17 protein-coding genes are annotated in these 25,962 nt (G+C 44.0%); 9 read left to right on the forward strand and 8 right to left on the reverse strand.

The window, feature by feature from the left end:
* Positions 1–25: 25 nt before the first annotated feature.
* The 9 genes from LS482_RS03075 to LS482_RS03115 all read left to right on the forward strand — a co-directional run bounded on the left by LS482_RS03075 (position 26) and on the right by LS482_RS03115 (position 10,785).
* Positions 26–274 (forward strand): hypothetical protein, encoded by a 249-nt coding sequence (locus tag LS482_RS03075; protein WP_233030286.1) that lies wholly within the window; start codon positions 26–28, stop codon positions 272–274.
* A 70-nt stretch (positions 275–344) separates the two neighbouring features.
* On the forward strand, positions 345–1,142 hold the full coding sequence (locus LS482_RS03080; RefSeq protein ID WP_233030287.1) for a GLPGLI family protein: 798 nt from the start codon (positions 345–347) through the stop codon (positions 1,140–1,142).
* 282 nt (positions 1,143–1,424) lie between these two features.
* Positions 1,425–2,054: a hypothetical protein gene (locus LS482_RS03085; protein WP_233030288.1), complete on the forward strand. Its 630-nt coding sequence runs from the start codon at positions 1,425–1,427 to the stop codon at positions 2,052–2,054.
* Positions 2,020–2,916: an HTTM domain-containing protein gene (locus tag LS482_RS03090; protein ID WP_233030289.1), complete on the forward strand. Its 897-nt coding sequence runs from the start codon at positions 2,020–2,022 to the stop codon at positions 2,914–2,916. Before LS482_RS03085 ends, LS482_RS03090 begins: the two co-directional genes overlap by 35 nt.
* A complete protein-coding gene (locus tag LS482_RS03095) occupies positions 2,900–5,491 on the forward strand; it encodes a carboxypeptidase-like regulatory domain-containing protein (RefSeq protein ID WP_233030290.1) in 2,592 nt (863 codons plus the stop codon). The genes LS482_RS03090 and LS482_RS03095 overlap by 17 nt, the downstream gene beginning before the upstream one ends.
* A gap of 536 nt (positions 5,492–6,027) precedes the next feature.
* Positions 6,028–7,095: a class II fructose-bisphosphate aldolase gene (fbaA, locus tag LS482_RS03100; RefSeq protein ID WP_233030291.1), complete on the forward strand. Its 1,068-nt coding sequence runs from the start codon at positions 6,028–6,030 to the stop codon at positions 7,093–7,095.
* 116 nt (positions 7,096–7,211) lie between these two features.
* Positions 7,212–8,069, forward strand: coding sequence for an acetyl-CoA carboxylase, carboxyltransferase subunit beta (accD, locus tag LS482_RS03105; RefSeq protein WP_233030292.1), 858 nt, complete (start codon positions 7,212–7,214; stop codon positions 8,067–8,069).
* Between the two features lie 149 nt (positions 8,070–8,218).
* Positions 8,219–8,488 (forward strand): 30S ribosomal protein S15, encoded by a 270-nt coding sequence (rpsO, locus tag LS482_RS03110; RefSeq protein ID WP_233030293.1) that lies wholly within the window; start codon positions 8,219–8,221, stop codon positions 8,486–8,488.
* Positions 8,489–8,643: 155 nt separating this feature from the next.
* Complete coding sequence (locus LS482_RS03115; protein ID WP_233030294.1) at positions 8,644–10,785, forward strand: polyribonucleotide nucleotidyltransferase; 2,142 nt, start codon at positions 8,644–8,646, stop codon at positions 10,783–10,785.
* A gap of 82 nt (positions 10,786–10,867) precedes the next feature.
* On the opposite strand, the gene bglX is transcribed toward LS482_RS03115, so the two are convergent.
* From bglX to LS482_RS03155, 8 genes are all read right to left on the reverse strand, one after another.
* The gene (gene bglX / locus LS482_RS03120) at positions 10,868–13,108 is read right to left on the reverse strand and encodes a beta-glucosidase BglX (RefSeq protein WP_233030295.1); all 2,241 of its coding nucleotides are present in this window, start codon (positions 13,106–13,108) and stop codon (positions 10,868–10,870) included.
* Between the two features lie 145 nt (positions 13,109–13,253).
* Complete coding sequence (locus LS482_RS03125; protein WP_233030296.1) at positions 13,254–14,045, reverse strand: carboxylesterase family protein; 792 nt, start codon at positions 14,043–14,045, stop codon at positions 13,254–13,256.
* Between the two features lie 53 nt (positions 14,046–14,098).
* Positions 14,099–15,085, reverse strand: a complete 987-nt coding sequence (locus LS482_RS03130; protein ID WP_233030297.1) for a metallophosphoesterase — start codon at positions 15,083–15,085, stop codon at positions 14,099–14,101.
* Positions 15,086–15,140: 55 nt separating this feature from the next.
* Positions 15,141–16,796, reverse strand: coding sequence for a sulfatase family protein (locus tag LS482_RS03135; RefSeq protein WP_233030298.1), 1,656 nt, complete (start codon positions 16,794–16,796; stop codon positions 15,141–15,143).
* Positions 16,796–18,178 (reverse strand): glucoamylase family protein, encoded by a 1,383-nt coding sequence (locus LS482_RS03140; RefSeq protein ID WP_233030299.1) that lies wholly within the window; start codon positions 18,176–18,178, stop codon positions 16,796–16,798. The genes LS482_RS03135 and LS482_RS03140 overlap by 1 nt, the downstream gene beginning before the upstream one ends.
* 93 nt (positions 18,179–18,271) lie before the next feature.
* Positions 18,272–19,696, reverse strand: a complete 1,425-nt coding sequence (locus LS482_RS03145; protein WP_233030300.1) for a RagB/SusD family nutrient uptake outer membrane protein — start codon at positions 19,694–19,696, stop codon at positions 18,272–18,274.
* Positions 19,697–19,718: 22 nt separating this feature from the next.
* Positions 19,719–22,838 carry a SusC/RagA family TonB-linked outer membrane protein gene (locus LS482_RS03150; RefSeq protein WP_233030301.1) on the reverse strand — a complete coding sequence of 1,040 codons (3,120 nt, stop codon included), beginning with the start codon at positions 22,836–22,838 and terminating at the stop codon, positions 19,719–19,721.
* Between the two features lie 227 nt (positions 22,839–23,065).
* Positions 23,066–25,825, reverse strand: coding sequence for a helix-turn-helix and ligand-binding sensor domain-containing protein (locus tag LS482_RS03155; RefSeq protein WP_233030302.1), 2,760 nt, complete (start codon positions 25,823–25,825; stop codon positions 23,066–23,068).
* Positions 25,826–25,962: the final 137 nt, after the last annotated feature.

A 25,962-nucleotide genomic window follows, 5' to 3' on the forward strand; every position in this document is an offset into this window, starting at 1 on the left:
TTTGAGCTGTACAAATTATTAAATTATGAAAAAAACAATTCTATCTGCGGCAGCCGTTGCCCTAACTTTTGTAGCATTTGCATTTACTCCTGACACCAAGCGCAATACATTGGATAATGCAGGAGATTTTCAAGTAACTGATTTGAATTCTGCACAATCTACATGCGAAACCAGATACAGAACTCAAGAGAGTTTTTCAGAGTGTGACAGAACACATACTGAATTGGAAACCGAGCAATTAGCAATTCAGTCGGGCATATTGGCTAAATACTAATTATTGTAAGCATTGTTTTCTTTTGAAGAAAACAATGCTTTCATTCTCTATCAATCAAATAACAATTAAAATGGTACAAATTCAGAAATATTCTGTTTTTCTTTTTTTTATGTACTTCATGCTTCAGGGGACAGCACAGTCAGAAATAAAGGAGATCATAAAAGTAACCTATGCAAGCACTCCGGTGAGTCAATATAAAATGACAGATTCGGATACACGAAGTACTCCTACCAAAGCATCGGTACACGAATTTATGAAAGGAATAACGGATTATTATAGTCTGTACATTAATGTTAAGGACCGTTCATCTGTTTATGTGCTGGATTCTACGGTACAGCAAAGACCCATAGGCTGGGAAAATCCGGCAACAACCGCTGCACTTGCGGATACCGTATTGTTTTCAATCAAAACTTCAAAAAATAAGACTTTTAAGCATGAGTGGGTCATGAACCAGACCTTTTATACTGAAGGAGAAGTTGGGGATATAGCATGGATATTAACTAATGATCAAAAGAAAATAAAAGGATTGAACTGTTTTAAGGCAAAAGCCAAATCAGATAATTATCCGATGTTAACGGTTTGGTATACCAGGGAACTTCCGGTAGCTAATGGACCTTCCGTTTACCAGGGATTGCCGGGTCTCGTGGTAGCTGCCGAAGACTATTTTCGCACTATACAGATACAAAACATAGAATATACTGATAAGACAAAAGAATATCAGAAACTTTATAAAGCTAAATATGATACGTTTTTAGAAGAAAAGAAAAGAAAAAAGCATTACGATAAAGAGCCCATACTACTCATTAAAAAGGGAGACCTGGCCAGAAGTAACTATCAATATTATCATGGAAAGCCTTACAAGGGATAGATAGATTACCCCTTGTAACTAAGCCATGGATTTAAAGTCCATAGGTCTGTTGCAGACTGAGAGTCTGTTTGGACGGATAATAAATGACATAAACAACTACTGGTAAATCCGTGTATTCGTGGCTAAAATTTATACAGACTAAAGCTGCTGTAATAATCCCGGTTTTCCCGATATCGGGATCGGGAGCAGGGGGTTAAACCACAGACTGAGACCAATAAAAATGATGTAACAGGCAACACAGCAGATTTTCCGGTAAATGACTGAGAAATTACCTCAAATATTATGAAGAAAGCATTATTAATACTGTTTTTTACAGGTCATTTATTATTAATTTTTTTTCAATCCATATGGACCACAATCGATGGGTTCTGGAGTTTCCATTATAATAAGAGACCTTATATCCCTGTGTTTAATTTATTGAAACAAAATCAATATACTGATCCATATTACTTTTTAACAGGAACTGATACGGGTTATGGTTTTTATGGTATTCATGCTTCTACAGAAAAATATGTAAGAGCTACCTATCTGGATTCGCTTGACCGGGTAATAAAGACAGACAGGTATTTTAACCTTTCCAGTACCAATGGCATTTCCCGATTGGAAGGATACGCATCGTTTCTGGTCAATTATGTTGCGGAAACAAAAAAAATAATAGAGGCTGATACTTCTTCTATAGTTGATAATAGTCCGGATGTTTTAAATCTAAGGACCGATTATAAATTCAGAAAGGATTATGTGGTTAAAACCCTTAAATGGTTAGGCAAAAAAGAAGCTTCCGATCTCTCCGGCTGTACTTCCTATAAGGTGGAATTACTAACTATAGTTCCCGTGGATATTTGGGAAAGAAAAGAACGTAAGACAAAACCCAAAATATATGTTGTCCAAGAAGGTACTTTTCCTGTACAGTAAATTAAAAAAATTGTTTGAAGCGGATGGTAATGAAAAATCCTTTTTAGTTTTTTTCCGTTTATCAATCAGTTCCGTGGCAATAATTGAACTTGCTTCGTTAATAAGAGATTTGCCCCTGTTTTTTTCGTCGTCCCGAACTTTAATTCCTCAGGAACTGATCTACATAGAATCAGGATATTTCAGGTACCTTCATCCGTTATATCAGTTCGTGGAAAAAAACGGACTTTCCGAAATCTTCTATCCCACTGTGGTAACCATATATATAATAGCACTAATTCTGCTTTTGACAGGATTATTTACACGTTACGCTGCTGGAACAGCCTTGCTTCTTCAGCTTATCATATTCAGAAGTTTTACCCCTTTCAATTATGGGTATGATTATTTTTTGACCATGTCGCTTTTTTACTGTGTTATTTTCCCCGTTGGCTATTTTTTTTCGATAGATCAAAAAGTATTTAAACTTTCATTACGATGCGATTTTAATTACAGGCGTGTACTACAAATTCACTTGGCCATGGCTTATTGCTTTTCAGGAATTGCCAAAGGACTGGATGCCGGATGGTGGAATGGTAATTCCGTATGGAAAGCTTTGGCTTCCGCAGACAATAGCTATTATGCTTTTCCTTCAGAAATTCTCATAGTGATAGGAATAGGAACGGTATTGCTCGAATTTTTATATCCTTTTTTAGTTTTAAAAAAAGTGACTAGAAAATATGCCATTACGGCTATAATCCTCATGCATGCCGGAATAGCAATTACTATGAACTTATATGCCTTTTCAATAATGATGATTGTATGGAATATAGCTGCATACGGCCGCCTGACCACCAAAAAAATAATCACACATGCCAAAACTGCTTAGCCCCATAATCTTCTCATTTTGTGCCTGTATGGTCGTTTATGGACAACAAGCGAAGGTTACGGGAATAGTAAAGAACAGGAAAGAAGAACCTGTTCCTTATGCTAATATTGTCATAAATAATACGGTTTCTGACGAACCATCCATCATAACATATGGATACACGGATGAACAAGGGAGATTTTCTCTTGAAATTCCTCGGGACATTCCATCGATTTCTTTGAATGTGACTGCCATTGGATACCAGGAAACAACAATCCCCAAAAAACTTCATGAGAATCTGCAGTTTACTATCTATCTTGAAGAGAAGGTCACACAATTGGAAGAAGTAGTTGTTAAGGCCAAAACGAATGAGGATGTTCTGGATTTGGAAATTGCTACTATGAATCTTAGTAAGGAGAAAACCCTTAGGGACGTATTGGATAAAACGGAAGGAGTGATCATAGGGGAAGAAGGAGCGATTTCCTATCAGGGGAAACAGATTAATAAAATACTTATCAATCGCAAGGAAGTATTTATTAATCAGAATAAGGTCGCCCTGGATAATCTGGATTATGAGATTATGGATAAGGTACAGATTATAGATAACTACAAGGATAAGTTCTCCATAGATTTTGACCGAATAAGAGACCCGGTCATCAATATAGATACCAAATCTGAATTTAAGGGAATTCTCAAAGCCGAGTTAAATGCGGGATACGGATTTAAAGATAAATATAGTTTTCTAGGCAAAGGATTTTTTTTTTCAGACAAGTTCAATGCTTTTATCACTACCCACACCAATAATACCGGAGAGAAAGAACTTAGTCAAAATGATGTCTTGTCTTCTGTAACCAAATATGCCACAGCCTCATTGAATAACACCTTACAGCCTTTCTTTATTGATGATAATCAAACCCGAAAAAACTTTGTAAGTAATGGCAGCCTTACTTTTCGATGGCAGGGAGATAAAAGTAAAACAGGTATTGTGGTTTACCATGGAAATATACATACGGAACGGGAGGTAAATTACAGAACCTTCGCAGCGGATACCATGATTGAAAAGAGTCGTTCCCAAAATACCCGGAAAGGAAATTTTATTTCTGCCACAGCCAATTACAGTCATTTCATTTCATCAAATACTGTACTTCAGAATAAGCTAAGTACGGTCTTGGTGGATCAAAAGAGGACGGGAATCAGTATGGATACATTATTTGTTCCTGACAGGACCTACCTTATGGAGCAAAACCGAAATTCTCCCAAAAATTTTGCAATATCCAATGTTCTGGAACTAACTCACTTATTAGGGGATCGTGTGGCTTTCGATCTCGATCTGGATTATTACTACGGGATATTTTCACGGGATTATGAAGCCAGACTGTTAAATATTAATGCTTCCGATATATTTCAGGAAGAACGGTCATCGAAACGATACCTGTTAGCCCGGGGTAATTTTAAATTCAAACTGGATAAAGCCGCCCTCAATACGGGAGTTGTTTTTACAAACAATATTGAATCAGGAAGTCTGGAATATAGAAAAAATTCTAATGGGGATACAGATCTGAAAAGAAATATAGCTACTGTCGGAGTGCCACTTTACCTCAGCGGAAGTATGAAAAAACTCGATTACCGCTTATCAATGACCCCAACCCTGATCATTAGGGATCGGGACGATAATCAGAATTTTTTAAGGATGGTTCATAACCTGACGTATAATTTTGAGACCCAGAATAAATTGGGCCTGGGAATTAGTCATGACTATCGTTTTTATGGCCTTAATTCGTTATACGATACTATTGTAAAAAGTTATAATCATAAAGTGATCAATACAAATAGTGATAACCTTGAAAAATTTTCAATTAAAGATGAGCTTGCTGTCAGTTGGTTTAACAATAATGTTGCCCGATCTAAAAGTATGCATATCATTTATCGGTATAATCGTGAACGAGATTTTCTGCAAAGCGTTTTGGACTCCATTTCCGATAACATGTTTTTTTATTCCAATCGCATTTTTGATAAGAAACAAACCCATACACTTAATACGGGCGGTAAAAAAGGGTTTTATCTTGGTAATGCCTATCATCGCCTTAATGTTGGGGGCGATTTGAATTTGAGCCATAGCCGATATACTACCGCAGTCAATAATAAAGTGGCCTTAGCGGAGGTGAGTTCATGGAAACCCGGGATTGAAATTACATTCGCCCCACGGAAATTCTTTATGACCGAAACAGGAAATCGTTTCGAGTGGAATCAACTCTTCTTTGATCTTGATGGCAACGAAACAAACAGACAATCTGTTTTTACCAATACTTTTTCCGCGGAAGGTTTTGGAGATAAAATAAATTGGAACTTTGATTTTATTTATCGTATTTATAACATAAATGCTGACACCTTTGATGTACCCGATGTTAATCTTAATTTTCAGTATGACGTGTCCGAAAAATTATCATTTTCCATCAAGGGGCAATCCTTACTTACCCTCTTCAAGTTAAATAATTACAATTTTGTGAATACAATTTCAGATGGTAATACAGTAACTCAAATTGCCACTGATAATAACCTCGGATATCTTCTTTTTTATACCACCTTTAATTTCTGAAAAAATGATGATACTATGAAGCAAATACATTGTCCTTTCTGACGGAGATTGCATTTTTTGTATTGCTACAATTAATTATATTACCGATGGCCTGGATGTATGAACCGGATAAAAATGTTTTTTATTCGGGTTTTGTTTCTGACCAATTTTAAATGCGCTTTTCTGTTCTCCCGGCACGTAATCCTTTCTCGAAAAATATTTTAACGTAAATAATGGATAAGTTGTCCAGGGCAAAAGCATTGTAAAAGTTTAAGTTCTGTTTTGAGTTTTTAAACAGGGATGTAATTTTGAAATGCTTTTGATTCATAGCGCTTAAACATTATTCACGTTAGTCAGGGAGTTCCGGAGTTGGGGGACATCCTTCTGCCTTCGGTACCTCCCCTCACGGGAAGAAAAGGTGATCTTTTCAACTCCGGCGCCTTAAAACTAAAAACTCCAGGACTACTAATTTACATGCAGATTTTGGGTTTTAGCCGTCTAATTTTATTACTTTTGCTCTCTAATAACTTTCAAAATTCTGGAAAACTTTAAAAACTATGAGTCATAACATTAAGCCCGGGGTAGCCACCGGAGATGGAGTACAGGAAATATTTGCCCACGCAAAAAGCAAAGGGTTTGCCCTGCCCGCTGTAAATGTAATAGGTTCAGACAGTATTAATGGCGTGCTGGAAACCGCAGCGGAACTGAACTCCCCTGTCATCATACAATTTTCGAACGGAGGTGCCCAGTTCAACGCCGGTAAAGGGCTGTCCAACGATGGACAAAAAGCTGCCATACTCGGTGCCGTTGCCGGGGCTAAACATGTTCACGAACTTGCGGAAGCTTACGGTGTTGCCGTGATCCTGCATACAGACCACTGTGCCAAAAAATTACTGCCGTGGATAGACGGCCTGCTGGATGCCAGTGAAAAACACTATGCCGAAACCGGAAAACCGCTGTTCAGCTCTCATATGATCGATCTTTCGGAAGAGCCGATAGAAGAAAATATAGAGACCTGCAAAAAATACCTCTCCCGCATGAGTAAAATGGGAATGACCCTCGAAATAGAACTGGGAGTCACCGGAGGTGAAGAAGACGGGGTAGACAACACCGATATCGACTCTTCCAAACTCTATACCCAGCCGGAAGAAGTGGCCTATGCCTATGAAGAACTGATGAAGATCAGCTCCAGGTTTACCATAGCTGCCGCTTTTGGTAATGTACACGGTGTATACAAACCGGGGAATGTAAAACTGACACCCAAAATCCTGAAAAATTCCCAGGAATACGTATCCGAAAAATACAACGTCCCGCAAAACAGTATCGACTTTGTATTCCACGGAGGTTCCGGATCTACCGTTGAGGAAATAAGGGAAGCCATAGGTTATGGTGTTATAAAAATGAATATAGATACCGATCTTCAATACGCTTTCCTGGAAGGGGTAAGAAATTACATTCAGGATAAAAAGGATTACCTGCAAACACAAATCGGAAACCCGGAAGGGGGAGATCAGCCCAATAAAAAGTTCTACGACCCCAGGGTATGGCTTCGCGAAGGAGAAAAGACCTTTGTGGCCCGGCTGAAAAAGGCGTTTGAGGACCTGAACAATGTAAATACTTTATAAGTTATTGCGTTACGCCGGGTTATTAAGTTACTGAATTGCTTTACAGGGCATGTTCCCTTGTTCCAGGACAACTTAATAACCCGGTAACCTAAAACCTGATAACCAAAAAATAACACATGGCTTGGTTTAAACGAAAAGAAAAAGGTATCCAGACTACCACAGAGGAAAAGAAAGATACGCCCAAGGGACTTTGGTACAAATCGCCCACGGGAAAGATCGTAGGAGCGGAAGAACTGGAAAAAAACTTTTATGTAAGTCCCGAAGATGACTATCACGTAAGGATCGGGAGTAAGGAGTACTTTTCCATTCTTTTTGATGATAACAAGTTTGAGGAACTGGACCCGAATCTTACTTCCAAAGACCCGTTGAAGTTTGTGGATACCAAAAAATACACAGACCGTCTTAAAGAAGCCAGGGAAAAGACAAGGTTAAAAGACGCCGTACGCACCGCCGTAGGTAAATCCATGGGAAAAGATCTCGTTATTGCCTGTATGGATTTTGCTTTTATCGGAGGGTCAATGGGAAGCGTAGTCGGTGAAAAAATAGCCAGGGCCATAGATTATTCCATTAAAAACAAGGTCCCTTTCCTGATGATCTCCAAATCCGGAGGTGCAAGGATGATGGAAGCGGCACTGTCACTGATGCAACTGGCAAAGACTTCCGCCAAACTGGCGCAGCTTGCCGATGCCGGTATTCCATACATTTCCTTATGTACTGACCCCACCACCGGGGGAACTACCGCTTCCTACGCCATGCTGGGGGATATCAATATTGCCGAGCCCGGTGCCCTGATCGGTTTTGCCGGTCCGAGGGTGGTCAGGGAAGCCACCGGACAAGACCTGCCCGCAGGATTCCAGACCTCCGAGTTTTTACAGGAACACGGATTCCTCGACTTTATTTCCCATCGTAAAGACCTCAAAAAGAATATCAACCTCTACCTGGATCTTATCCAGAACCAGGAGGTTCGATCGTAATACAGATTGGAAACACTGGTAGCGTTGCACGGTCGTGCAACACTACCATTTTTCTGCGTAAAACATAAATATTACAACTATTTACACTATATTTGCGCCTTGGTAGAAAGACTACCGCAATACATAATAATCATTTAAACAATATTGGCATGTATTTAACCAAGGAAGTAAAACAGGAAATTTTCAAAAAACACGGAGGATCCGAAAACAACACCGGTTCCGCCGAAGGCCAGATCGCCTTGTTCACACACAGGATATCTCACCTGACCGAGCACCTCAAAAAGAACCGGCAGGACTATAACACCGAGCGCGCTTTGGTGAGCCTGGTTGGTAAAAGGAGAAGCCTGCTCGACTATCTCAAGAAAAAAGACATCGAAAGATATCGTGCGATCGTAAAAGAATTAGGACTTAGAAAATAATCTGTGAGAGGCCTTTGTGCCTCTTTTTTTGTTTTATATCCGGGGACATTCCCGGAGCATTTCTCAGGGCAAAGTGATTTTCATTGGGTTAACTACAACAACACAACAACCCCGTCGACAGGCGGAACCCTTTGTATAATTAATTAAAAAGAATTATGATTCCTGAAGTAAAAAAAGAAATTATTGATTTGGGAGATGGCAGGACCATTTCCATAGAAACAGGGAAGTTGGCAAAACAAGCCCACGGGTCTGTTGTTGTGCAAATGGGCGATGCAATGTTACTTTGCACCGTCGTATCATCCTATAATGAAAGTACACTGGACTTCTTTCCCCTAACTGTTGATTACAGGGAAAAATTTGCCGCTGCCGGTCGCTATCCCGGAGGATTCTTCAAGAGAGAAGCAAGACCCAGCAACGGTGAAATCCTGACCATGCGAATCGTTGACCGCGTATTGCGCCCCCTGTTCCCGTCCGATTACAGGACAGAAACACAGGTGATGATACAGTTAATGTCTCATGACGAAGATGTAATGCCGGATGCATTGGCAGGTTTGGCCGCTTCCGCTGCCATTCAGTTGTCTGACATCCCCTTCGAATGTGCCATCTCGGAAGTTCGGGTAGGTAGAGTTAACGGAGCGTTTGTTATCAACCCCAGCCGCAAACAGTTACTGGAATCAGATATCGATATGATCATCGGTGCGTCTGAAGATTCCGTGATGATGGTAGAGGGAGAAATGAAGGAGATCTCGGAAGAAGAAATGGCCGAAGCCATTAAGTTTGCCCACGAAGCCATCAAAGTACAATGTGCCGCACAAATCCGGTTGGCAGAAGCTTTCGGAAAAAAACCGGTAAGGGAATATACACTTGCAAAAACAGATGATGATATCGCGGCCAAAGTTCATGAAGCCGCATATCAAAAAATATACGATATTGCAAAAAGCGCTTACGGCAAAAGAGAACGCGGAGAAGCATTTGCCGAAGTAAAAGATGAAGTCCTTGCGCTTTTCAGTGAAGAAGAACTCGAAGAAAACGAAGACCTTATCATTGCTTACTTCAAAAAGACCGAAAAAGAAGCTGTAAGGGAACTTACCCTTTCCGAAGGCATACGCCTGGACGGAAGGAAAACAAATGAAATACGCCCCATCTGGTGCGAGGTGAATTATCTGCCCTCCGTTCACGGTTCGGCCATTTTCACCCGTGGGGAAACACAGGCACTTGCCACGGTAACCCTCGGAACCTCCCGGGAAGCGAACGTTATAGATCTACCCACTTTTCAGGGAGAAGAAAAATTCTACCTGCACTACAATTTCCCGCCTTTCTGTACCGGTGAAGCCTATCCCATACGGGGTACTTCCCGTCGCGAAATAGGTCACGGAAACCTCGCGCAACGTGCACTAAAGGGAATGATCCCCGAAGATTGCCCCTACACCGTACGTATAGTTTCGGAAGTACTGGAATCCAACGGTTCTTCTTCCATGGCTACCGTTTGTGCCGGGACCATGGCACTCATGGATGCGGGAGTCCAGATGAAAAAACCGGTATCCGGTATTGCGATGGGATTGATCTCTGACGGTGATCGACACGCAGTGCTGTCTGACATCCTGGGCGATGAAGACCACCTGGGGGACATGGACTTTAAGGTCACCGGAACTCACGAAGGCATCACCGCCTGCCAGATGGACATCAAGATAAAAGGACTATCATATGAAATCCTGGTACAGGCCTTAAAACAGGCCCGCGAAGGCCGCTTACATATTCTCGACAAGCTTACGGAAGCTATTCCTGCACCTGCGGAAAATGTCAAGGCACATGCTCCGAAGATCGTGAAAATGGAAATTCCGAAAGATTACATCGGTGCGGTTATAGGACCCGGCGGAAAGAACATTCAGGCACTACAGGAAGAAACCCAGACCACTGTCGTTATCGAAGAGGAAGGCAACCTGGGTATCGTAGAAATACTAGGTGTAGACCAGGCAGGTATCGAAAGGGCCATAGAAGCTGTAAAAGCATATACCTTTGAGCCTGTTGTTGGCGAAACTTATTCTGTGAAAGTCATTAAAGTACTGGACTTCGGCGCCGTGATAGAATTTGTTCCCGGTAAAGAATCCCTGCTCCATATTTCAGAGCTGGCCTGGGAACGCACTAATAATGTTACCGATGTCGTAAATGTAGGAGATACCATAGAGGTAAAATACATAGGACTTGATCCGAGGACCAAAAAACCCAAGGTTTCCCGGAAAGCACTCTTGCCAAAGCCGGAAAGGCCTGAAAAAAGAGAAGCCAGAAACCGGTCATAATCAAGTGTATATTAATTTGTAAGACAACACCCCGAATGGAAATATTCGGGGTGTTGTTTTTGTTACGATATCGGTTCACCCGTTATTTGTCGACCAGTTCGAAAGCATGTGTAAAGGAATTGTCGGAATCTCCGGCCACAAAAAGCTCGAATTCCCCCGGCTCATATATTCGTTCCAGTTCCCGGTTATAAAATTTCAGATCTTCTGCTGACAATTCAAAGACAACCGTTTTTGTCTCCCCTGCCTTTATGAACACTTTTTCAAATTTCTTTAACTGCTTTACGGGAGGAGTTATGGAAGCAACCTTGTCGTGCACATAAAGCTGTACCACTTCTTCCCCGTCCCTGTCTCCCGTATTGGTCACCTCAGCTGTTACAGTAAGTGTATCTTCCGGGGTCATTTTTTCTTTATCCGTAGAGACCTCATAGGAAAATGAAGTGTAACTGAGCCCGTACCCGAAAGGATAAAGGGGCGTATTCGGGGTATACAGATACCTGGACACATACTTTTGATCCGGGTCACCGGAATCTATCGGCCGTCCCGTATTCTTGTGGTTGTAGAACAGCGGTAATTGTCCCACTGCCCTGGGAAAGCTGACCGTTAATTTCCCGGAGGGATTATAATCTCCGTACAATACATCGGCAACGGCGTGGCCTCCCATGGTCCCCGGCCACCAGGCTTCAAGGATAGCATCGACCGTATTGTTTTCCCACTCCAGGGTAAGCGGCCGGCCGTTCATCAGCACCAAAACAACAGGTTTTCCGGTGTTTTTCACGGCTTCGATCAATGCTTTTTGCTTGCCGGGAATATTGATATCGGTCCGGCTGGCCGCTTCACCCGTCATACCTTCCAGTTCTCCCACGACCATGACCACAACATCGGCCTTCCCTGCAGTGGCAACGGCCGCTGCAAAACCCGAAGTGTCTCCCCCGGTGATTTTACACCCTTCGGCATACAGAAAACCGCCTTCCCCCAGTCTTTCCTCAAAACCTTCAAAGACACTCACGGCAGTTCCGTTACGGTCTCCGGCAGCAGCCCAGTTTCCGATAATATTCTTTTCATCTTTTACCAACGGGCCTATCAACGCCACTTTCTGATCCGGGGAAAGCGGTAACACGCGGTTTTCGTTCTTCAGCAATACCATTGATTTTCTTGCGGCATCACGGGCTGTTTCCAGATGTGCGTCATTGAGAATCTCTTCCTTTTCCCTTTTTTCATCCAGGTAGCGGTAAGGATCGTCAAACAGGCCCAGGCGGAACTTCATTTCCAGTATTCTCCGGACAGCATCATCCAGGTCGGCTTCGCTTACTTTTCCTTCCCCGACGGACTCCTTCAGGTATTTCATGTATATCCCTCCCTGCATGTCCATGTCCACACCGGCGTTCATGGCTATTTCCCCGGCCTGCTTTTCATCCCCGGCATAGCCATGGGCCACCATTTCGTTCATGGAGGTATAATCGGTCACCACAAAACCGTTAAATGTCCATTCGCCCTTGAGAATGTCCCGAAGGAGAAATTCATTTCCTGTGGCGGGTACACCGTTCAGGTCGTTAAAGGCGTTCATAAAGGTAGCCACTCCGGCATCGAGTGCGGCTTTAAACGGCGGCAGGTAAGTGGTCCGCAATTCGTTTTCAGACATGTCCACGGTATTGTAATCCCTTCCTGCCAATGCAGCGCCGTATGCCGCATAGTGTTTGGCACATGCCAGTATGGTATTGTTTGCCGAAAGGTCATCGCCCTGGAATCCTTTTACCCTTGCCCCGGCTATGAGTGATCCGAGATAGGTATCTTCCCCAGCACCTTCGGCTATTCTGCCCCACCGGGCATCCCTTGCTATATCTACCATAGGGGCAAAGGTCCAGTTAATACCTTCTGCCGATGCTTCGGTTGCGGCTACCCTGGCCGTTTTTTCCATCAGCTCCAGGTCCCAGCTTGCCGATTCCCCGAGGGGAATGGGGAAAATGGTCCGGTGACCGTGAATAACGTCATATCCGAACAACAGGGGAATGCCCAGCCGGGTATCTTCCACCGCGATCTTTTGCAGTTCCCGGTTGTACTTTGTGGTAAAGGCATTGAAAACAGCACCTACACTACCGTTTTTGAGGTATTCCTTGTAGTTCTCGTCCATAGAGGGGCCCGTAACGTCCCATCCGCTGGTAAACAGGACGGTCTGCCCTATTTTCTCATCAAGGGTCATCAGGCTTAAAACGGAGTCGGCTTTTTGTATGTATGCATTGTTTTTTCCATTATTCCGCTGCACGGATTTGTCCGAACAGGAGATCAGGGCCGATACAAGCATAAACAGTGCGGAAATTCTTTTCATTGTTGTTCTCATGGTTTTCTTTTTAGACAGAAGGCCAGGGACCGGAGACCGATGCATACATCTGTTATCCGTCTCGTACATATTCATTAAAAAAATAATCATGCTGTGTGTTTTAAAATCGATCACGGGGAATTCTTTTTCACCATTAATTGTTTAAGGTCTTTGAGAACAGCCAGGGCAAAAGTTCGGGTTCTGCAAAGGCCGGGTCCCAGCTGTTGTGGTTGGCATTCTCGTAAAGGGTAAATCTGGGATTCCCTCCTTCCTTCAGCAGCCTTTCCACCATATTTACCGAAAGTAACGGGTTTACAACATCGTCTTTGGCCCCATGAAAAATCCAGAGCGGTACCTGCGAAACGTATTTTTTTACCGATCTCGGTTTCCCTCCGCCACAAATGGGAATGGCAGCGGCAAACATTTCCGGCTTCCTGTACAGTATTTCAAAAGTACCCATACCTCCCATGGACAAGCCCATGACATATACCCGGTCTTCTTCTACAACGGGCATTTTTGTGATACTGTCCATCAGCTCCATTACCAACCGGAGTGGTTTTGTAGGTTTACGCCCGTAACGAAATCTTATTTTGATCGGAGTTCTTTTGCGTTTCACCCTGGCATTGGCCCAGTAGTCTTCTACGGGGCATTGCGGAAAGATCACTATCGCCGGGAAGCGCTCCCGGATGGAATCATGTACAAACATTTCACTGCCATGGATCAGTTGGGCTTTATTGTCATTTCCCCTTTCCCCCGCCCCGTGCAGAAAGAGTACCACCGGATATTTTTTATCCGCTGAAAAATCGTCCGGGTATAAAATGCGGTATAAAAGGGTATCCTCTCCGGAAACAAATTTCTCCTTTTGATATAAACTGTCTGCCTGTGCAAAGGAAAGGACGGTATGTAACATCAAGTACAAAACAGGTAAAACGGTTCGGTTAGTCATGATCGTTTTTTGTTTTCAAATTAACAAAACAGCCCCGGTCAGATACAAAATCACTATTCCCCGGGTTCGAAAAACACGTTCTGTATCCGGAAATGGTGTGCGGGGTCTTCCATATACGCATCGAGATAAGGGGAATAAGTAACTACTTCCATGCTGTTTTTCCGGAGATCGATCTTTAGCATACGAAGCCAGCCGTTACCTCCTTTTTCCGAACCCCGAACGCCTTCCTGGTAATTGGCCAGCATCTGGTAAACAGGATATCCTTTGTCGTTAGTACTTACCAGTGTCCCCACCCCGGAGTGAAGGACATGCCCGGAAAACACAAATCTTACATTGGGATATCGCCTGACCAGTTTTTGCCAGACATCTTCCCCGTCATTTACCGCATCTTCGCCCGTACCCTTTCCCACACCATATGCCTGCGGGCGCCAGTCGTCCCCTTCGCCCTGCCGGGTATTGTCGGAATACATATAACTGTGCGTATTGATCGCGACCAAATGCCCGGAATGGGCCTCGATGATCTTTCCCGCCCAGTCCAGCACCTTGTTCCGCGGACCGAATTCGAGGGAGAGTACCAGCCATTTTACTTTTCCCGTTTCGACAGTGTACCAGGTATTGTCCATGATTCCCGGTTCAAAACTCCCGCCGAAACCCGGAAGTTCCGACATCCGGGAATACGGGAAATACCGGTTGAACAGTGTGGTATTCCTTATATCGGCAAATTTCCCCGGGGCGCTGCCCATATCGTGATTGCCCACTGCAAGCACATAAGGCACTTTACCGTCCAGCTTACTGAATGCCTGCCGTACGGTCTCCCACTCTTTCCGGCTGTTATTCTGGGTGAGGTCTCCCTGCTGTATCACCAGGTCGGTTTTTCCGGCATTATCGGCGATCCACCGTACCTGTGTACGGAGTATTTCGGGATATTTTTCGGCATAGGTCTGTGTATCGGGCAGTAAAACAATGCGTACCTGTTGCTTTGACGACCCACAGGAAACCAACAGTAAAAACAACAAAAAAACGGTTATTTTTTGTATCATAAATTTATTTTTCATTAAGCTACCGGTCTGCCGGAAAATGGCCTGCACATGGTATTTATAATTCCTGTTCATCTCCGGCCTTGACGTATGGAGGCCGAAAATGAGCCGGGGGTACTTCATAATCCTTCCTCAGGCGCTCTAATTCTTTTTTAAGCCCTTTAATGACCGCTTTGTATTTTTTATCTCCATACCTGTTATCTGTTTCATGGGGATCACTTTGCAGATCGTAAAATTCCCAGGTATTATCAGTATAGAAATGAATAAGTTTATAACGGGCCGTTCTTACCCCGTCATGGCGCGCCACACCGTGCAAACCGTGATCGTAATAATGATAGTACACACTGTTGCGCCATTTGCCGGGATTGTTTCCCTTCAGCAACGGGAAAAAGGAATTCCCCTGCATTTCCCCCGGTATATCTACCCCGGCAACATCCAGAAAAGTAGGTGCAAAATCTATATTTTGTACCATTTCTCCTATTTCACTTCCGGGTTTAATATAACGGGGCCATCTCATTATAAGGGGTGTCCTCAGCGATTCTTCATACATAAACCGCTTTTCCGCCCAGCCGTGCTCTCCTGTAAAAAAGCCCTGGTCTGAAGTGTATACCACCAGGGTGTTGTCGCGGATTTCCGGATGTTCGTCCAGCCAATCAAGTAATCTTCCCACATTTTCATCAACACCGTCAATCATCCTGAGATAATCCTTGATAAATTTCTGGTATTCGAAACTTTGCAGCGCTTTTCCCTCAAGCCCCCCTTTTTCTTTCATCTCCAGGTATTCTTCGGTTTCGGGGTCTTTGTAACGATGCCATTTTCTGAGTTGTTCTTCAGTCATCCGGGAATAATAGATGTTATCCTCCGGATCGTGATCTTCCAGCAAGGGCAAAGGCCTATAGTGAAATCCCATTTTCGCTTCTCCTGCGCTCGATGTCCTTGTCCTGTAATCGTCAAACAGTGTTTCCGGTTCGGGAATGGTATCATCGGTATACTTATCGAGAAAACGAAATTCGGGCATTCTCGGAACATGAGGTGCTTTATACTGGACAAACAGCATAAAAGGTTCGTCCTTATCCTTTTCCGTATTATCCGAGAGCCAGTGAAGTGCCTTGTCTGTTACCAGGTCGGTAGCATGTCCTTCCGGGCTTTCCTTTTTTCCGTTCCCGTACTCGAATTCCGGGTTGTAATAAAAGCCCTGTTTTCCTGCTCCCGTCAATCGGCAGGAATAGTCAAATTCTTCCCCGGGCGGGCTGTTGAGATGCCACTTGCCGATCAAAGCGGTAGTATAACCGGCATTTTGCAATAACCGGGGCAGCAGCAGTTGCTGATTATTCCAGGGTGATGCATTACCCACTACCCCGTTCTTATGGCTGTGTTTTCCCGTCAGTATGGAAGCCCTGCTCGGGTTGCAAATCGAATTGGCCACAAAACTGTTCAGAAAAAGACTCCCTTCTTCCGCAAGGCGGTCTATATTCGGGGTACGGTTAATTGCATTTTCATATGAACTCACGGTGCGCCTGGCCTGATCGTCGGTCATTATAAAAATAATATTGGGGCGTTTGTCTCTTTTTTTATCCGATCCTTTTTTCCCGGTACAGGACATAAAACCGATGATTCCCCATATAAGCAACAGTTTTATAACAACAGGAGCACTGAACAGTGCATACCGATCATTTTCTTTGGCAATTGCCCGGTATTTTTCCCTTTGTTTCATTATATATCAGGACTTGTAAACCCCAATTTTTTCAAACCGTTCCGAACGTCTGTATTCTGCATAAACAGCTTCCACAGCAAACCGCTGCGATGATTTTCGATCATTACGGGGATCGGCCCCTGATCGATGGCCAGATACCTGGGTACGTACCAGTTGGCCTGCCGGCTGTAGGCATCATAAGGGCCGTATTTGCCTACAAGACTATCGGCTTCCTGGTAGAGAAAGCGCAACATCTGCATACTTTCTTCCGGGGTGTACGGAAAGGATGAAAGAGCTGCGGTAGGAGATATTACGCCAAGGTCATGGCCGGGATGATGTCCTGCATATCCTTTTATGGAATAACTGGAGGTAAGTCCCCAACTATTCGCGCCGTACCCTTTATAATCTCCCGGGTTGTCCACACAGTATTTGTAATTGATCAAAGCGTGGTTCCGGTTCAGTTTCCAGTAATCACCATATTTATCCGACAGCCCTTTGGGGTTTAACCCGAGATAGGAATAATGCGCCCAGAACAGCGGCCCTACGGGATCATCGTTATGTTCATAATGATCCAGCACGGTTTCCAGGCCGTAGTATTTCGTGTCGGTTGCAATAGCACCATTCCCTGCCCATCCCCGGTGATACACCTCAGGTTGTACGGGATGGGTGGGCGAAGCGGCGGCAAGTACATACATAATGAGGCATTCGTTATACCCGCCTACCGGGAAATCCATGTCCCACGCATGGTTCGGCGACCAATGCCAGTAGAGCACATTTTCCCCGTTTTTGGTGTACCAGTCCCATTCTACCTCTTTCCACAGGGTTTCTATCCGGCCGGCGAGTTGTTGTTCTTCTTCTGTTCCGTCCTTAAAATATTCGGCTACGGTGAGCAGCCCCTGTACCAGGAATGCGGTTTCCACAAGGTCTCCCCCGTCATCTTTTTGACTGAATGGCTTTACCTTTCCGGTCTTTCCGTTGATCCAGTGTGGCCATGCACCGTGAAAACGGTCGGCTTTTTCCAGGAAATCCACTATTTTCCCGAAGCGTTCAAATGCTTCCTCCCGGCTGATGAACCCTCTTTCCACACCTACCAGGATAGCCATCACCCCGAAACCGGAACCTCCTGTGGTGACAATATCCCGGTCGTTTTGCGGATAATCGCCATCCGTATGGATACGTTCCCGGGCCATTCCCGAATTGGGCTCGGCTCCTTCCCAGAAATAGTTGAAGGTTTGCCGTTGAACACGATCCAGCAGTTCGTTATCACTTAGTGTTTCATCATTGTTATTTTCTTCTTCACTTTGCTCCGGTGCATCAGTACCGGGAGTATCCTTTGTTTCTTTCTGATTGTTATTGCAGGCGATAAGGAAAAATAAACTCAGGACAAAGACTGATATTCGCATAATTATTTTATTTTTATAGTGGGATTTTCTTCTTTATTCATATTGACTTAACAAGAGTCAATATAATTTCAGTATTTTTAGTTTTATTATGGATTACCATCCCGGATTCTGGATCATTTCAGGGGTCTGGATAAGTTGGTCATTCGGAATGGGGAACAATTCGTGTTTACCCTCTTCAAACGGTTTTCCGAGGGCCCTCATCACTTCGCCGGCCTGTCCGGTACGGATAAGATCAAACCAGCGGTCGTGTTCAAAGGCCAGTTCCAGTCGCCGTTCTTTCCAGATCAGTTCCCGGAGTTGCCCCTGGTCTGTTGTAACGATTTCGGGAAGGTTTACCCTGCTTCTTACCCGGTTCAGGGAAGATAAGGCCGAATTGGTATCACCCAGTTCATTGGCTGCTTCGGCATGGATCAATAAGACCTCTGCAAACCGGAGAATCCGGACGTTTTTATCGCCGTCGCCATTCCCTGCATTGGCACTGGAATATGCCTTTTCGTTGTACATGGGGTTTTCTGCGGCTTCGTCAACTTCCCTTCCGTCCCACAGCGTCTCTCCGCGAAATATAATGGTTGCATCTCTCCTCACGGTATCTCCTTCATCATTAAAAGCCTCCAGCAAGTCCTGTGAAGGGACATTAAAGCCCCAACCCCAGCCACCGGGGCCTCTTGCGCCCTGGGTTGTGGAATACTGCTGCACACCGTGGGCTATGATCTCTCCCCTGGCCTGTATTTCAAAAACGGATTCTGTACCATTTTCCGAAGAGGCCCTCCAAACTGTTGCATAATCGGGTTCCAGTCCGTACTCTCCCGAACCAATAACAGTTTGTGCTGCCTCTGCAGCTTCCTGCCATTTTTCCTGGTACAGGTATACTTTTGCCAACAATGCCCTGGCAGCGCCTCTGGTGGCCCTTCCCAAATCTGAGGACGAATATTCACTTTTCAGGGGCAACACTTCTATGGCTTCGGTCAGATCCTCTTCTATAAAAGCGTAGACTTCTTCTGCCGGAACCCTTTCAATAAGGTCGATGTGTTGCAACGGAAGATCGCCGAACGACCGTACCAGCCAGAAATAGTTGAGGGCCCGGAGAAACTTGCATTCCCCTATTAAACGGGCCCGAAGTGTTTCGTTGGTCATGTCAAAGGTTTCGGTATATTCTATGGCCTGGCTGGCCCTTCCTATGGTTTTATACCATTTTGTCCACATGGCCCGAACAGACGGTGCTGTTGATGTATGCTGCAAACCATCCAAAAGGTGCTTATCAGTTCCTGTATCCGTGGGTGAGCTCCCTTTATCCGCATTGTCCGAAATAATTTCGGTAATTCCCAGATAGGAAAACGCATAATCCCAATCGGTATGCATACCGTAAACCCCGGTAACAAACTGAACCGGTTCAAATATTTCTCCGCTTTCCTCTGCCGTGGGATCCACTACCTCTACTTCTTCCACAAAATCATCACAACCGGTTATCAGGAAGAAGGAGAGCATATAACCTAACAAATGTTTATATCTGAGATTCATAATATATCTTTTTAAAACACTATTATAACTGTAAATTAACACCGAAAATAAAGGTACGGGTCGTAGGGTATGCAGCGAGTTCTATCCCTGTTGTTCCCGTCGGATTTCCATACTCATTGTTGCCACTTCTGTTCAGTTCGGGTGTAAAGCCCGAATAATTGGTAAACATAAACGGATTTTGTGCGGTAACGTAAAAACGAACCCGGTTAAAAAGGGACAGCTCATTGAATGTATATCCCAGGGTTATATTATTTATTCTGAAAAAACCCCCGTCTTCCAGCCAATATGAAGATGCTACGGCATCCCTGTTAGCCCCCGGATGTGTATTGGTAGAGCCTTCTCCGGTCCAGCGGTCATTAAATGCTTCAGCGGTTATATTCTCCCCGCCCAGGCGGGTATTTGCCAGACCGTTGTATACCTTATTTCCGCCTACGCCAAAACCATCCAGGCTAAAATCGAATTGTTTATATTGTACACCTATATTCACCCCGTAATTGAACGTGGGGATATAAGAGTCAAAATATTTTTTATCCCTGTCGTCAATAACGCCGTCTTCGTTCTGATCCTTGTACCGTAAATGACCCGGAGCCGCGCCTCCTATGGAAGCGTTGTTATCGATCTCCTCCTGGTTTTGCCATACACCTTCTGCCTCATACATCCACCAGGCGAACAAGGGTTGGCCTTCCTTTAATCTTTTGGTGATCTGGCCATTCCCCAGGCTTCCTCCCGTAGCACCGTCATATCCGGGAGTAACATTTTCTACCCGGTTCCTGTTGGTCGAAAAGTTGACACTCAGGTTATAGCTGAAATTCTCATTGATGTTGTCTTTCCAGTTCACCAATGCCTCTATCCCGGTATTGGACACTTCAGCCGCATGTGCCAAAAAATTTCCTTCGGCTTCCGAGTTCAATATATTTTGCACATTGATTATTGCATTGGTATTTCTCCGGTTATAGTAATCCAGTGTACCCGATAACTTGCTATTAAAGAATGCAAAGTCAAAACCTGCCTCCCATTCTTCAGTCACTTCCCATTGCAGAGGGACTACCGGACTTCCGAATGAGGCCCCGAAAATCAGGCTTTGTGTGGGGCCAAATACATAATTTTGATTTCCGCTCCCTGCATTGGTCTCTATCTGCTGAATATTAAAAGGTACATTGGCATTCCCCAGTTTTCCCCAACCGGTAAAGAGTTTTAAATGGCTGAGAAAAGTGCTTTCCTTTAAAAAATTCTCTTTAGAAATGGTCCATCCCAGGCTAACTGCGGGAAAAGTTTCAAAATAATTATCTCCTGTAACAAAATCACTCGTACCATCTCTTCGGAGTACTGCTCTCAAAAAGTATTTCTTTGCATAATCATACTCAACCCGGCCGAAATAAGATTGCAGGTTGGTAGATTGGTTAAATTCCTGATTAACGGTATTTTCAAAGAAAGAGGATGTTTTTCTCCCGAGACTTCTCAATCTTTTTTCTTCAAAAACATCATATGCCAGGGCTTCTATTTTTTCTCTTCCGCCATAGTTTTCCCTGCTCAAACCAACGGTAGCCGAAAGATTATGATCATCAAAGGATTTATCGAAGGTCAAAAAACCTTCTATATTCCACCTGAAGTATTCTTCATCTATAACCCGGTATGAGTTATTGGCAAATTCAGTCGAAATTGTTCCGTCTTCTTCATCAGGAACACGACCGGCTTCAAATTCTTCTACAGTCCTCCTGGGATCAGCGTTTAACCATCGTTCCCTTATCGGGTTGTATGTATTGTTCTTGGAATAAAATTTTGTAGCTCCGAATCGCGTAGTTGCCTTCAAATAATCCGTAATATCCAATTCTGCCGTGATTTGCCCCTGCAATGTGGTCGTATTAATATCCTGCTCCCGATAATATACATCGGCTACCGGGTTTCCGTGCGGATATAACCGGCCAACCGTTTCTCCGGGACCTGATTCATAAGTAACATTACCCGTGGTTTGATTTACAAAGGATTGGCCGAATCTGCCATTGTCATAATAAACCGGAACCAGCGGTGATTGCCGATACGCATTATTAAAAGCCCCAAATGGTTTGGGCGCTTCATTGGTATATGTAATATTTACATTCTGAGTGATCCTGAATTTATCGTCAAACAAATGATACGTATTGTTATTCCTTATTGTCCCCCTGCTGTATTTATTGTCTTTCAGAATCCCTTCTTCCTGGTAAAAATTATAGCTGAAGAAATAATCTACGGCATCCCCTGCTCCTGATACGGAAAAACTGTTACTGTTAATGCTCCCTAACTGCAGTAATTCATCATACCAATCCGTATTGAACCGTTGATTTTCCTGCAATAAAAACCCGTCAACGGCAGCACTCTCTTCGTTAAAAAAGGTGGTGTATTGATCGGCATTGGCCATTTTCACCTTATTGAGGGCGCTTTTAACCCCATAAAAAGAATTTACCTTAAAAACAGGCTTTCCCTTTTTTCCTCTTTTAGTAGTAATCAGAATTACACCGTTGGCTGCCCGAATACCATAAATATTGGCATAAGATGCGCCTTTAAGAAAGTCTATGGATTCTATATCAGACGGATTAATACTTCGTATATCCTGGGTAGGCTGTCCGTCTACCACATAAAAAGGGGCCCTTCCTCCTTCAGCCGTTCCCAGACCACGTACCATAACGGTTGGTGTAGCACCGGGGGCATCACTTGAAACAATATTAACCCCGGCCACTTTTCCCTGGATAGACTGTACGGCAGTCAAAGCAGGTTGTTTAACAATATCTTCCGCCTTAATTGATGATACGGCCCCGGTGATATCCGATTTTTTCTGTGTGCCGTATCCAACGACCACCACTTCATCGAGTTCGGCAGTGTCTTCCTGGAGTACAATAGTCAGTGAAGCCTGGTCCCCGACCGTGATCTGTCGGGCTTCAAAACCTACATAGGTGACCTCCAGCACTTCACCCTGCGAGGCTTCGATACTGAAATTTCCGTCAAAATCGGTGACGGCATACCTGTTGGTCCCTTCCACTACAATATTAGCTCCGGGTAATGGCTGGTTGTTTGCATCCGTTACCGTACCCGTAATCGTATTCTGCGCATAAATACCTATTGGAAATGTAACCAAACAGCATACAAGCCAAAACAATTTTACCTTCATAACAAAAGATTTGAATTAGTTGAAAGTAAAATTAGAGACTCCCCGGGGTTTGCGTTGTAGTAGTAGCGCTACAAGAAGGAAGAAAAACACACGATTATTTACAAATAATTAATATTCAATAAGTTAATAAGCTGTCAAAATTGCGTGTTTCCTAAAATTTTAACACATTGATGTAGGGATGATGAGTTATTTTATCGTAAAACACACCCTTGTTTTTTACCGAAACATCAAATAACCATTAAAAATTTTACCAAATCCTGATCCTTGTCCAGTCCCAGTTTCTTTCGGAGGCGGTACCGGTGTATTTCCACCCCGCGGATAGTGATTCCCATAAGCGGGGCGATTTCCTTTGAACTGAGGTTCATTTTAAGGTAGCCGCACAGCTTCATATCCTTGGTGGTCAGTTTCGGATACTGTTTCACCAGCCTTTTAAAAAAGTCGTCGTGCAGTTCATTGAAATTGGTTTCAAACACCTGCCAGTCTTCCTGGTTGTGTATGGCTTCCGTTGTTCGTGCGATAAGGCTCTTTACCCGGTATTCGTTGACACTGTCATTTTTGATCCTTCGCAGTTCGTTTTGAATTTCCAGTAAGAGTTCGTTCTTTTTACTGATCATCAATGTGGAATTCATCAGCTCCTTCCGTTTCATTTTCACTTCCCGCTCCAGGTTCTGCCGTTCCAGGAGTTCCAGCTTTCGCTGCTTTTCCTGGTACATCCGCTTTGTCAGCTTCCGCTGATGGTCGCGTATCAGCTTCTTGTTCCACCTGAAAAGCAGGTAGATCCCTAACAGGAATACGAGGAGATAAATGATTTTCATGGTCCGGGAAAGGTACCAGGGCGGGTATACGCGAAAATTATAGTGCAGGGCCGACGGACTGTCTGCCCCCAGGGCCACCGGCCATACTTCCAGGTCATACGTTCCGTAGGTCAGGTTTTGCAGGGAAAGTATTCCGTTTTCCACCCTTCCTTTCTGCGGGATAGCTCCCGACAGGCGGTAACTGAAATCCTGTTTGAAATGATGGGGATAATAGAGGGAAAAACGGATGTTCCGTGCATTGTTGAAAGGGATGCCCGGATTCTCCGAAAAAGCATACGGGGAATAATTCGTTTCCACCCCTGCAATCCGAACCGTATCCGTAAGCTGCTGTCGCTGTTGTTCCCTGTATTTCCGGAAATTGAATTCGGCAAAACCATCGTTAAGGGTAAAGTAATAGAGCGAATCGTTCCTCTTCACCACTTTTTCAAACAAGGGGGTCAGCCGCTGTATCAGTTCTTTTTGGGCAATAACGGTATCTTTGGTCAGATCCGTATAAATAATACCGTTCTTCCCGGGGTCGGTAAACCAGTAATGTCCCTTGTCCTGAAAGAGCAGTTTTTTCCCGGTGTATTTTTTAAACGGTGTAAATGCTTCGAGATAATCCTTCACGGGATTGTAGGTATACCAGTTTCCCGAATTGTACAGGGCCACATCGTTACCAACACGGAACACCTGCGTTCTGAAATCTTTTAGCTTACTGTCATTGAATTCCCTCTCAACAGTGGCATTCCGGTAGTTGTCACCCAGACTGATCCTGAAAAAACCTTTGTAGGGATGCGATGCCCAGATGGTATGCCGGTTTTCAAAAATGATATTGTCTACGGGGAAGTTGATACCTTCAATACGGTTCACGGCCCACCCTTCTTCTCCGTAAGTGAACAAAGCCAGCCCGATATACGTACATTGAATAAAGGTATTTTCCCGTCCGGGCACTTTACGGATACGGTACCCCCCGGAAAACCCGGAAATTTTGTTAAAAGTATTCGTGCTGATATCGTAGGTCCCTGTATTATGTCCGCAGAGCAACCTGCCGCTCACCACTTCCAGGTCCCATACATGCCCCTGGGAATTCTCCAGGAAAACCAGTTCACCTTCCTTAAAATAATACACCCCCGTATTGCTCCCCATATAGGTTGTATTGTTGTAAAAGGCAATGTCATATACCGTTCCCAGTTCTCCGCTGTCCTCCTTAAAAAAGGAAAATTCGGAGTTTATCTTTACCGCATCCACCCCGTTATCCAGTGCCAGCCACAGGTTATTACCGCGCACATCCATTCCGAGTACCGTATTGTTCTGAAGTCCCAGGTGCCTGTTGATATACTGGCTGTCTCCCGTTTGCCTGTCATAAATAATGACCCCGTTCTTTATAGTCCCGAAAGCGATACGGTTTTGCTGCAACAGGTGAATCTTGTTCAGTTCATATTCCGACAGGAGTGCATTGATGCCGCTGTCCCATTTTTGCAGTTCCTGCCGGTTGAAATCATAACTGAAACATCCTTTCGATTTGGTTCCGATAATCAGTTCATCCCCGTTGACCACCATATCCGCAACAGGGTCGTCAATTCCACCGGCCCCTTCCATCTGTATCAGGCCATCCGCCAGGGAATAGCGGTAGATATCCCCGTTGTTTTTCCCGAGGATGAGCTCCCGGTTGCGGGGTACAATTTTAGTCACAATAAAATCCGGTTCGAATACGGTTATTTTTTCACCATTATAAATATAAACCGTAGTAAACGAGCGGAACACAATATTTTCGCCCCATTTGGCAATCTCCCAGAACTCCTCACTTTTAAATTCGTGATCGGTGTTTATCAATGATGTCAGCGATGTGTACTCATAAATACCGAAAGTATTTTTTTCCCAATAGCCGAATTCTTCATAAGAACCGGTATATATCCTGTCCCCATCACAAAAAACCGACCTTATAATGGTCTTGTTGGGCAGGGTGTAAAGTTTCCAGTGCTGTCCGTTAAATACCAGCAACCCCTGGTGATTGGCCACAAAAGTAACCCCGTGTTCATTTGTACTTATATCCCAGTTCTGGTTCGCCGCCCGGTAATCATTGACCGAAAAATTGGTTACAGGTAGAATAACCTCCTGAGAAGAAATAACCTGCCAGCCCGGAACAAACCAGATAATAAAAAACAAATATCCTGTAACACTACGCCACATCGTTAGTCTATATAATTAAATATCCTGTTGTGAAGCCCGAAAACGGCCCTGAATTTAGGATTAAACCGGTAAAAAAAGGGCTTGTGCACTAAAATATTTCGATTTTGATTAAACTTTTTGTAACATTTAACGTCAAT

Source organism: Sinomicrobium kalidii (genome assembly GCF_021183825.1).
GTDB lineage: Bacteria > Bacteroidota > Bacteroidia > Flavobacteriales > Flavobacteriaceae > Sinomicrobium > Sinomicrobium kalidii.

Bases quoted from the DNA above. Each gene is read 5' to 3' on its own strand.
- LS482_RS03075 (WP_233030286.1), top strand. From the start codon at position 26: ATGAAAAAAACAATTCTATCTGCGGCAGCCGTTGCCCTAACTTTTGTA.
- LS482_RS03080 (WP_233030287.1), top strand. From the start codon at position 345: ATGGTACAAATTCAGAAATATTCTGTTTTTCTTTTTTTTATGTACTTC.
- LS482_RS03085 (WP_233030288.1), top strand. From the start codon at position 1,425: ATGAAGAAAGCATTATTAATACTGTTTTTTACAGGTCATTTATTATTA.
- LS482_RS03090 (WP_233030289.1), top strand. From the start codon at position 2,020: ATGTTGTCCAAGAAGGTACTTTTCCTGTACAGTAAATTAAAAAAATTG.
- LS482_RS03095 (WP_233030290.1), top strand. From the start codon at position 2,900: ATGCCAAAACTGCTTAGCCCCATAATCTTCTCATTTTGTGCCTGTATG.
- fbaA (WP_233030291.1), top strand. From the start codon at position 6,028: ATGAGTCATAACATTAAGCCCGGGGTAGCCACCGGAGATGGAGTACAG.
- accD (WP_233030292.1), top strand. From the start codon at position 7,212: ATGGCTTGGTTTAAACGAAAAGAAAAAGGTATCCAGACTACCACAGAG.
- rpsO (WP_233030293.1), top strand. From the start codon at position 8,219: ATGTATTTAACCAAGGAAGTAAAACAGGAAATTTTCAAAAAACACGGA.
- LS482_RS03115 (WP_233030294.1), top strand. From the start codon at position 8,644: ATGATTCCTGAAGTAAAAAAAGAAATTATTGATTTGGGAGATGGCAGG.
- bglX (WP_233030295.1), bottom strand. From the start codon at position 13,108: ATGAAAAGAATTTCCGCACTGTTTATGCTTGTATCGGCCCTGATCTCC.
- LS482_RS03125 (WP_233030296.1), bottom strand. From the start codon at position 14,045: ATGACTAACCGAACCGTTTTACCTGTTTTGTACTTGATGTTACATACC.
- LS482_RS03130 (WP_233030297.1), bottom strand. From the start codon at position 15,085: ATGATACAAAAAATAACCGTTTTTTTGTTGTTTTTACTGTTGGTTTCC.
- LS482_RS03135 (WP_233030298.1), bottom strand. From the start codon at position 16,796: ATGAAACAAAGGGAAAAATACCGGGCAATTGCCAAAGAAAATGATCGG.
- LS482_RS03140 (WP_233030299.1), bottom strand. From the start codon at position 18,178: ATGCGAATATCAGTCTTTGTCCTGAGTTTATTTTTCCTTATCGCCTGC.
- LS482_RS03145 (WP_233030300.1), bottom strand. From the start codon at position 19,696: ATGAATCTCAGATATAAACATTTGTTAGGTTATATGCTCTCCTTCTTC.
- LS482_RS03150 (WP_233030301.1), bottom strand. From the start codon at position 22,838: ATGAAGGTAAAATTGTTTTGGCTTGTATGCTGTTTGGTTACATTTCCA.
- LS482_RS03155 (WP_233030302.1), bottom strand. From the start codon at position 25,825: ATGTGGCGTAGTGTTACAGGATATTTGTTTTTTATTATCTGGTTTGTT.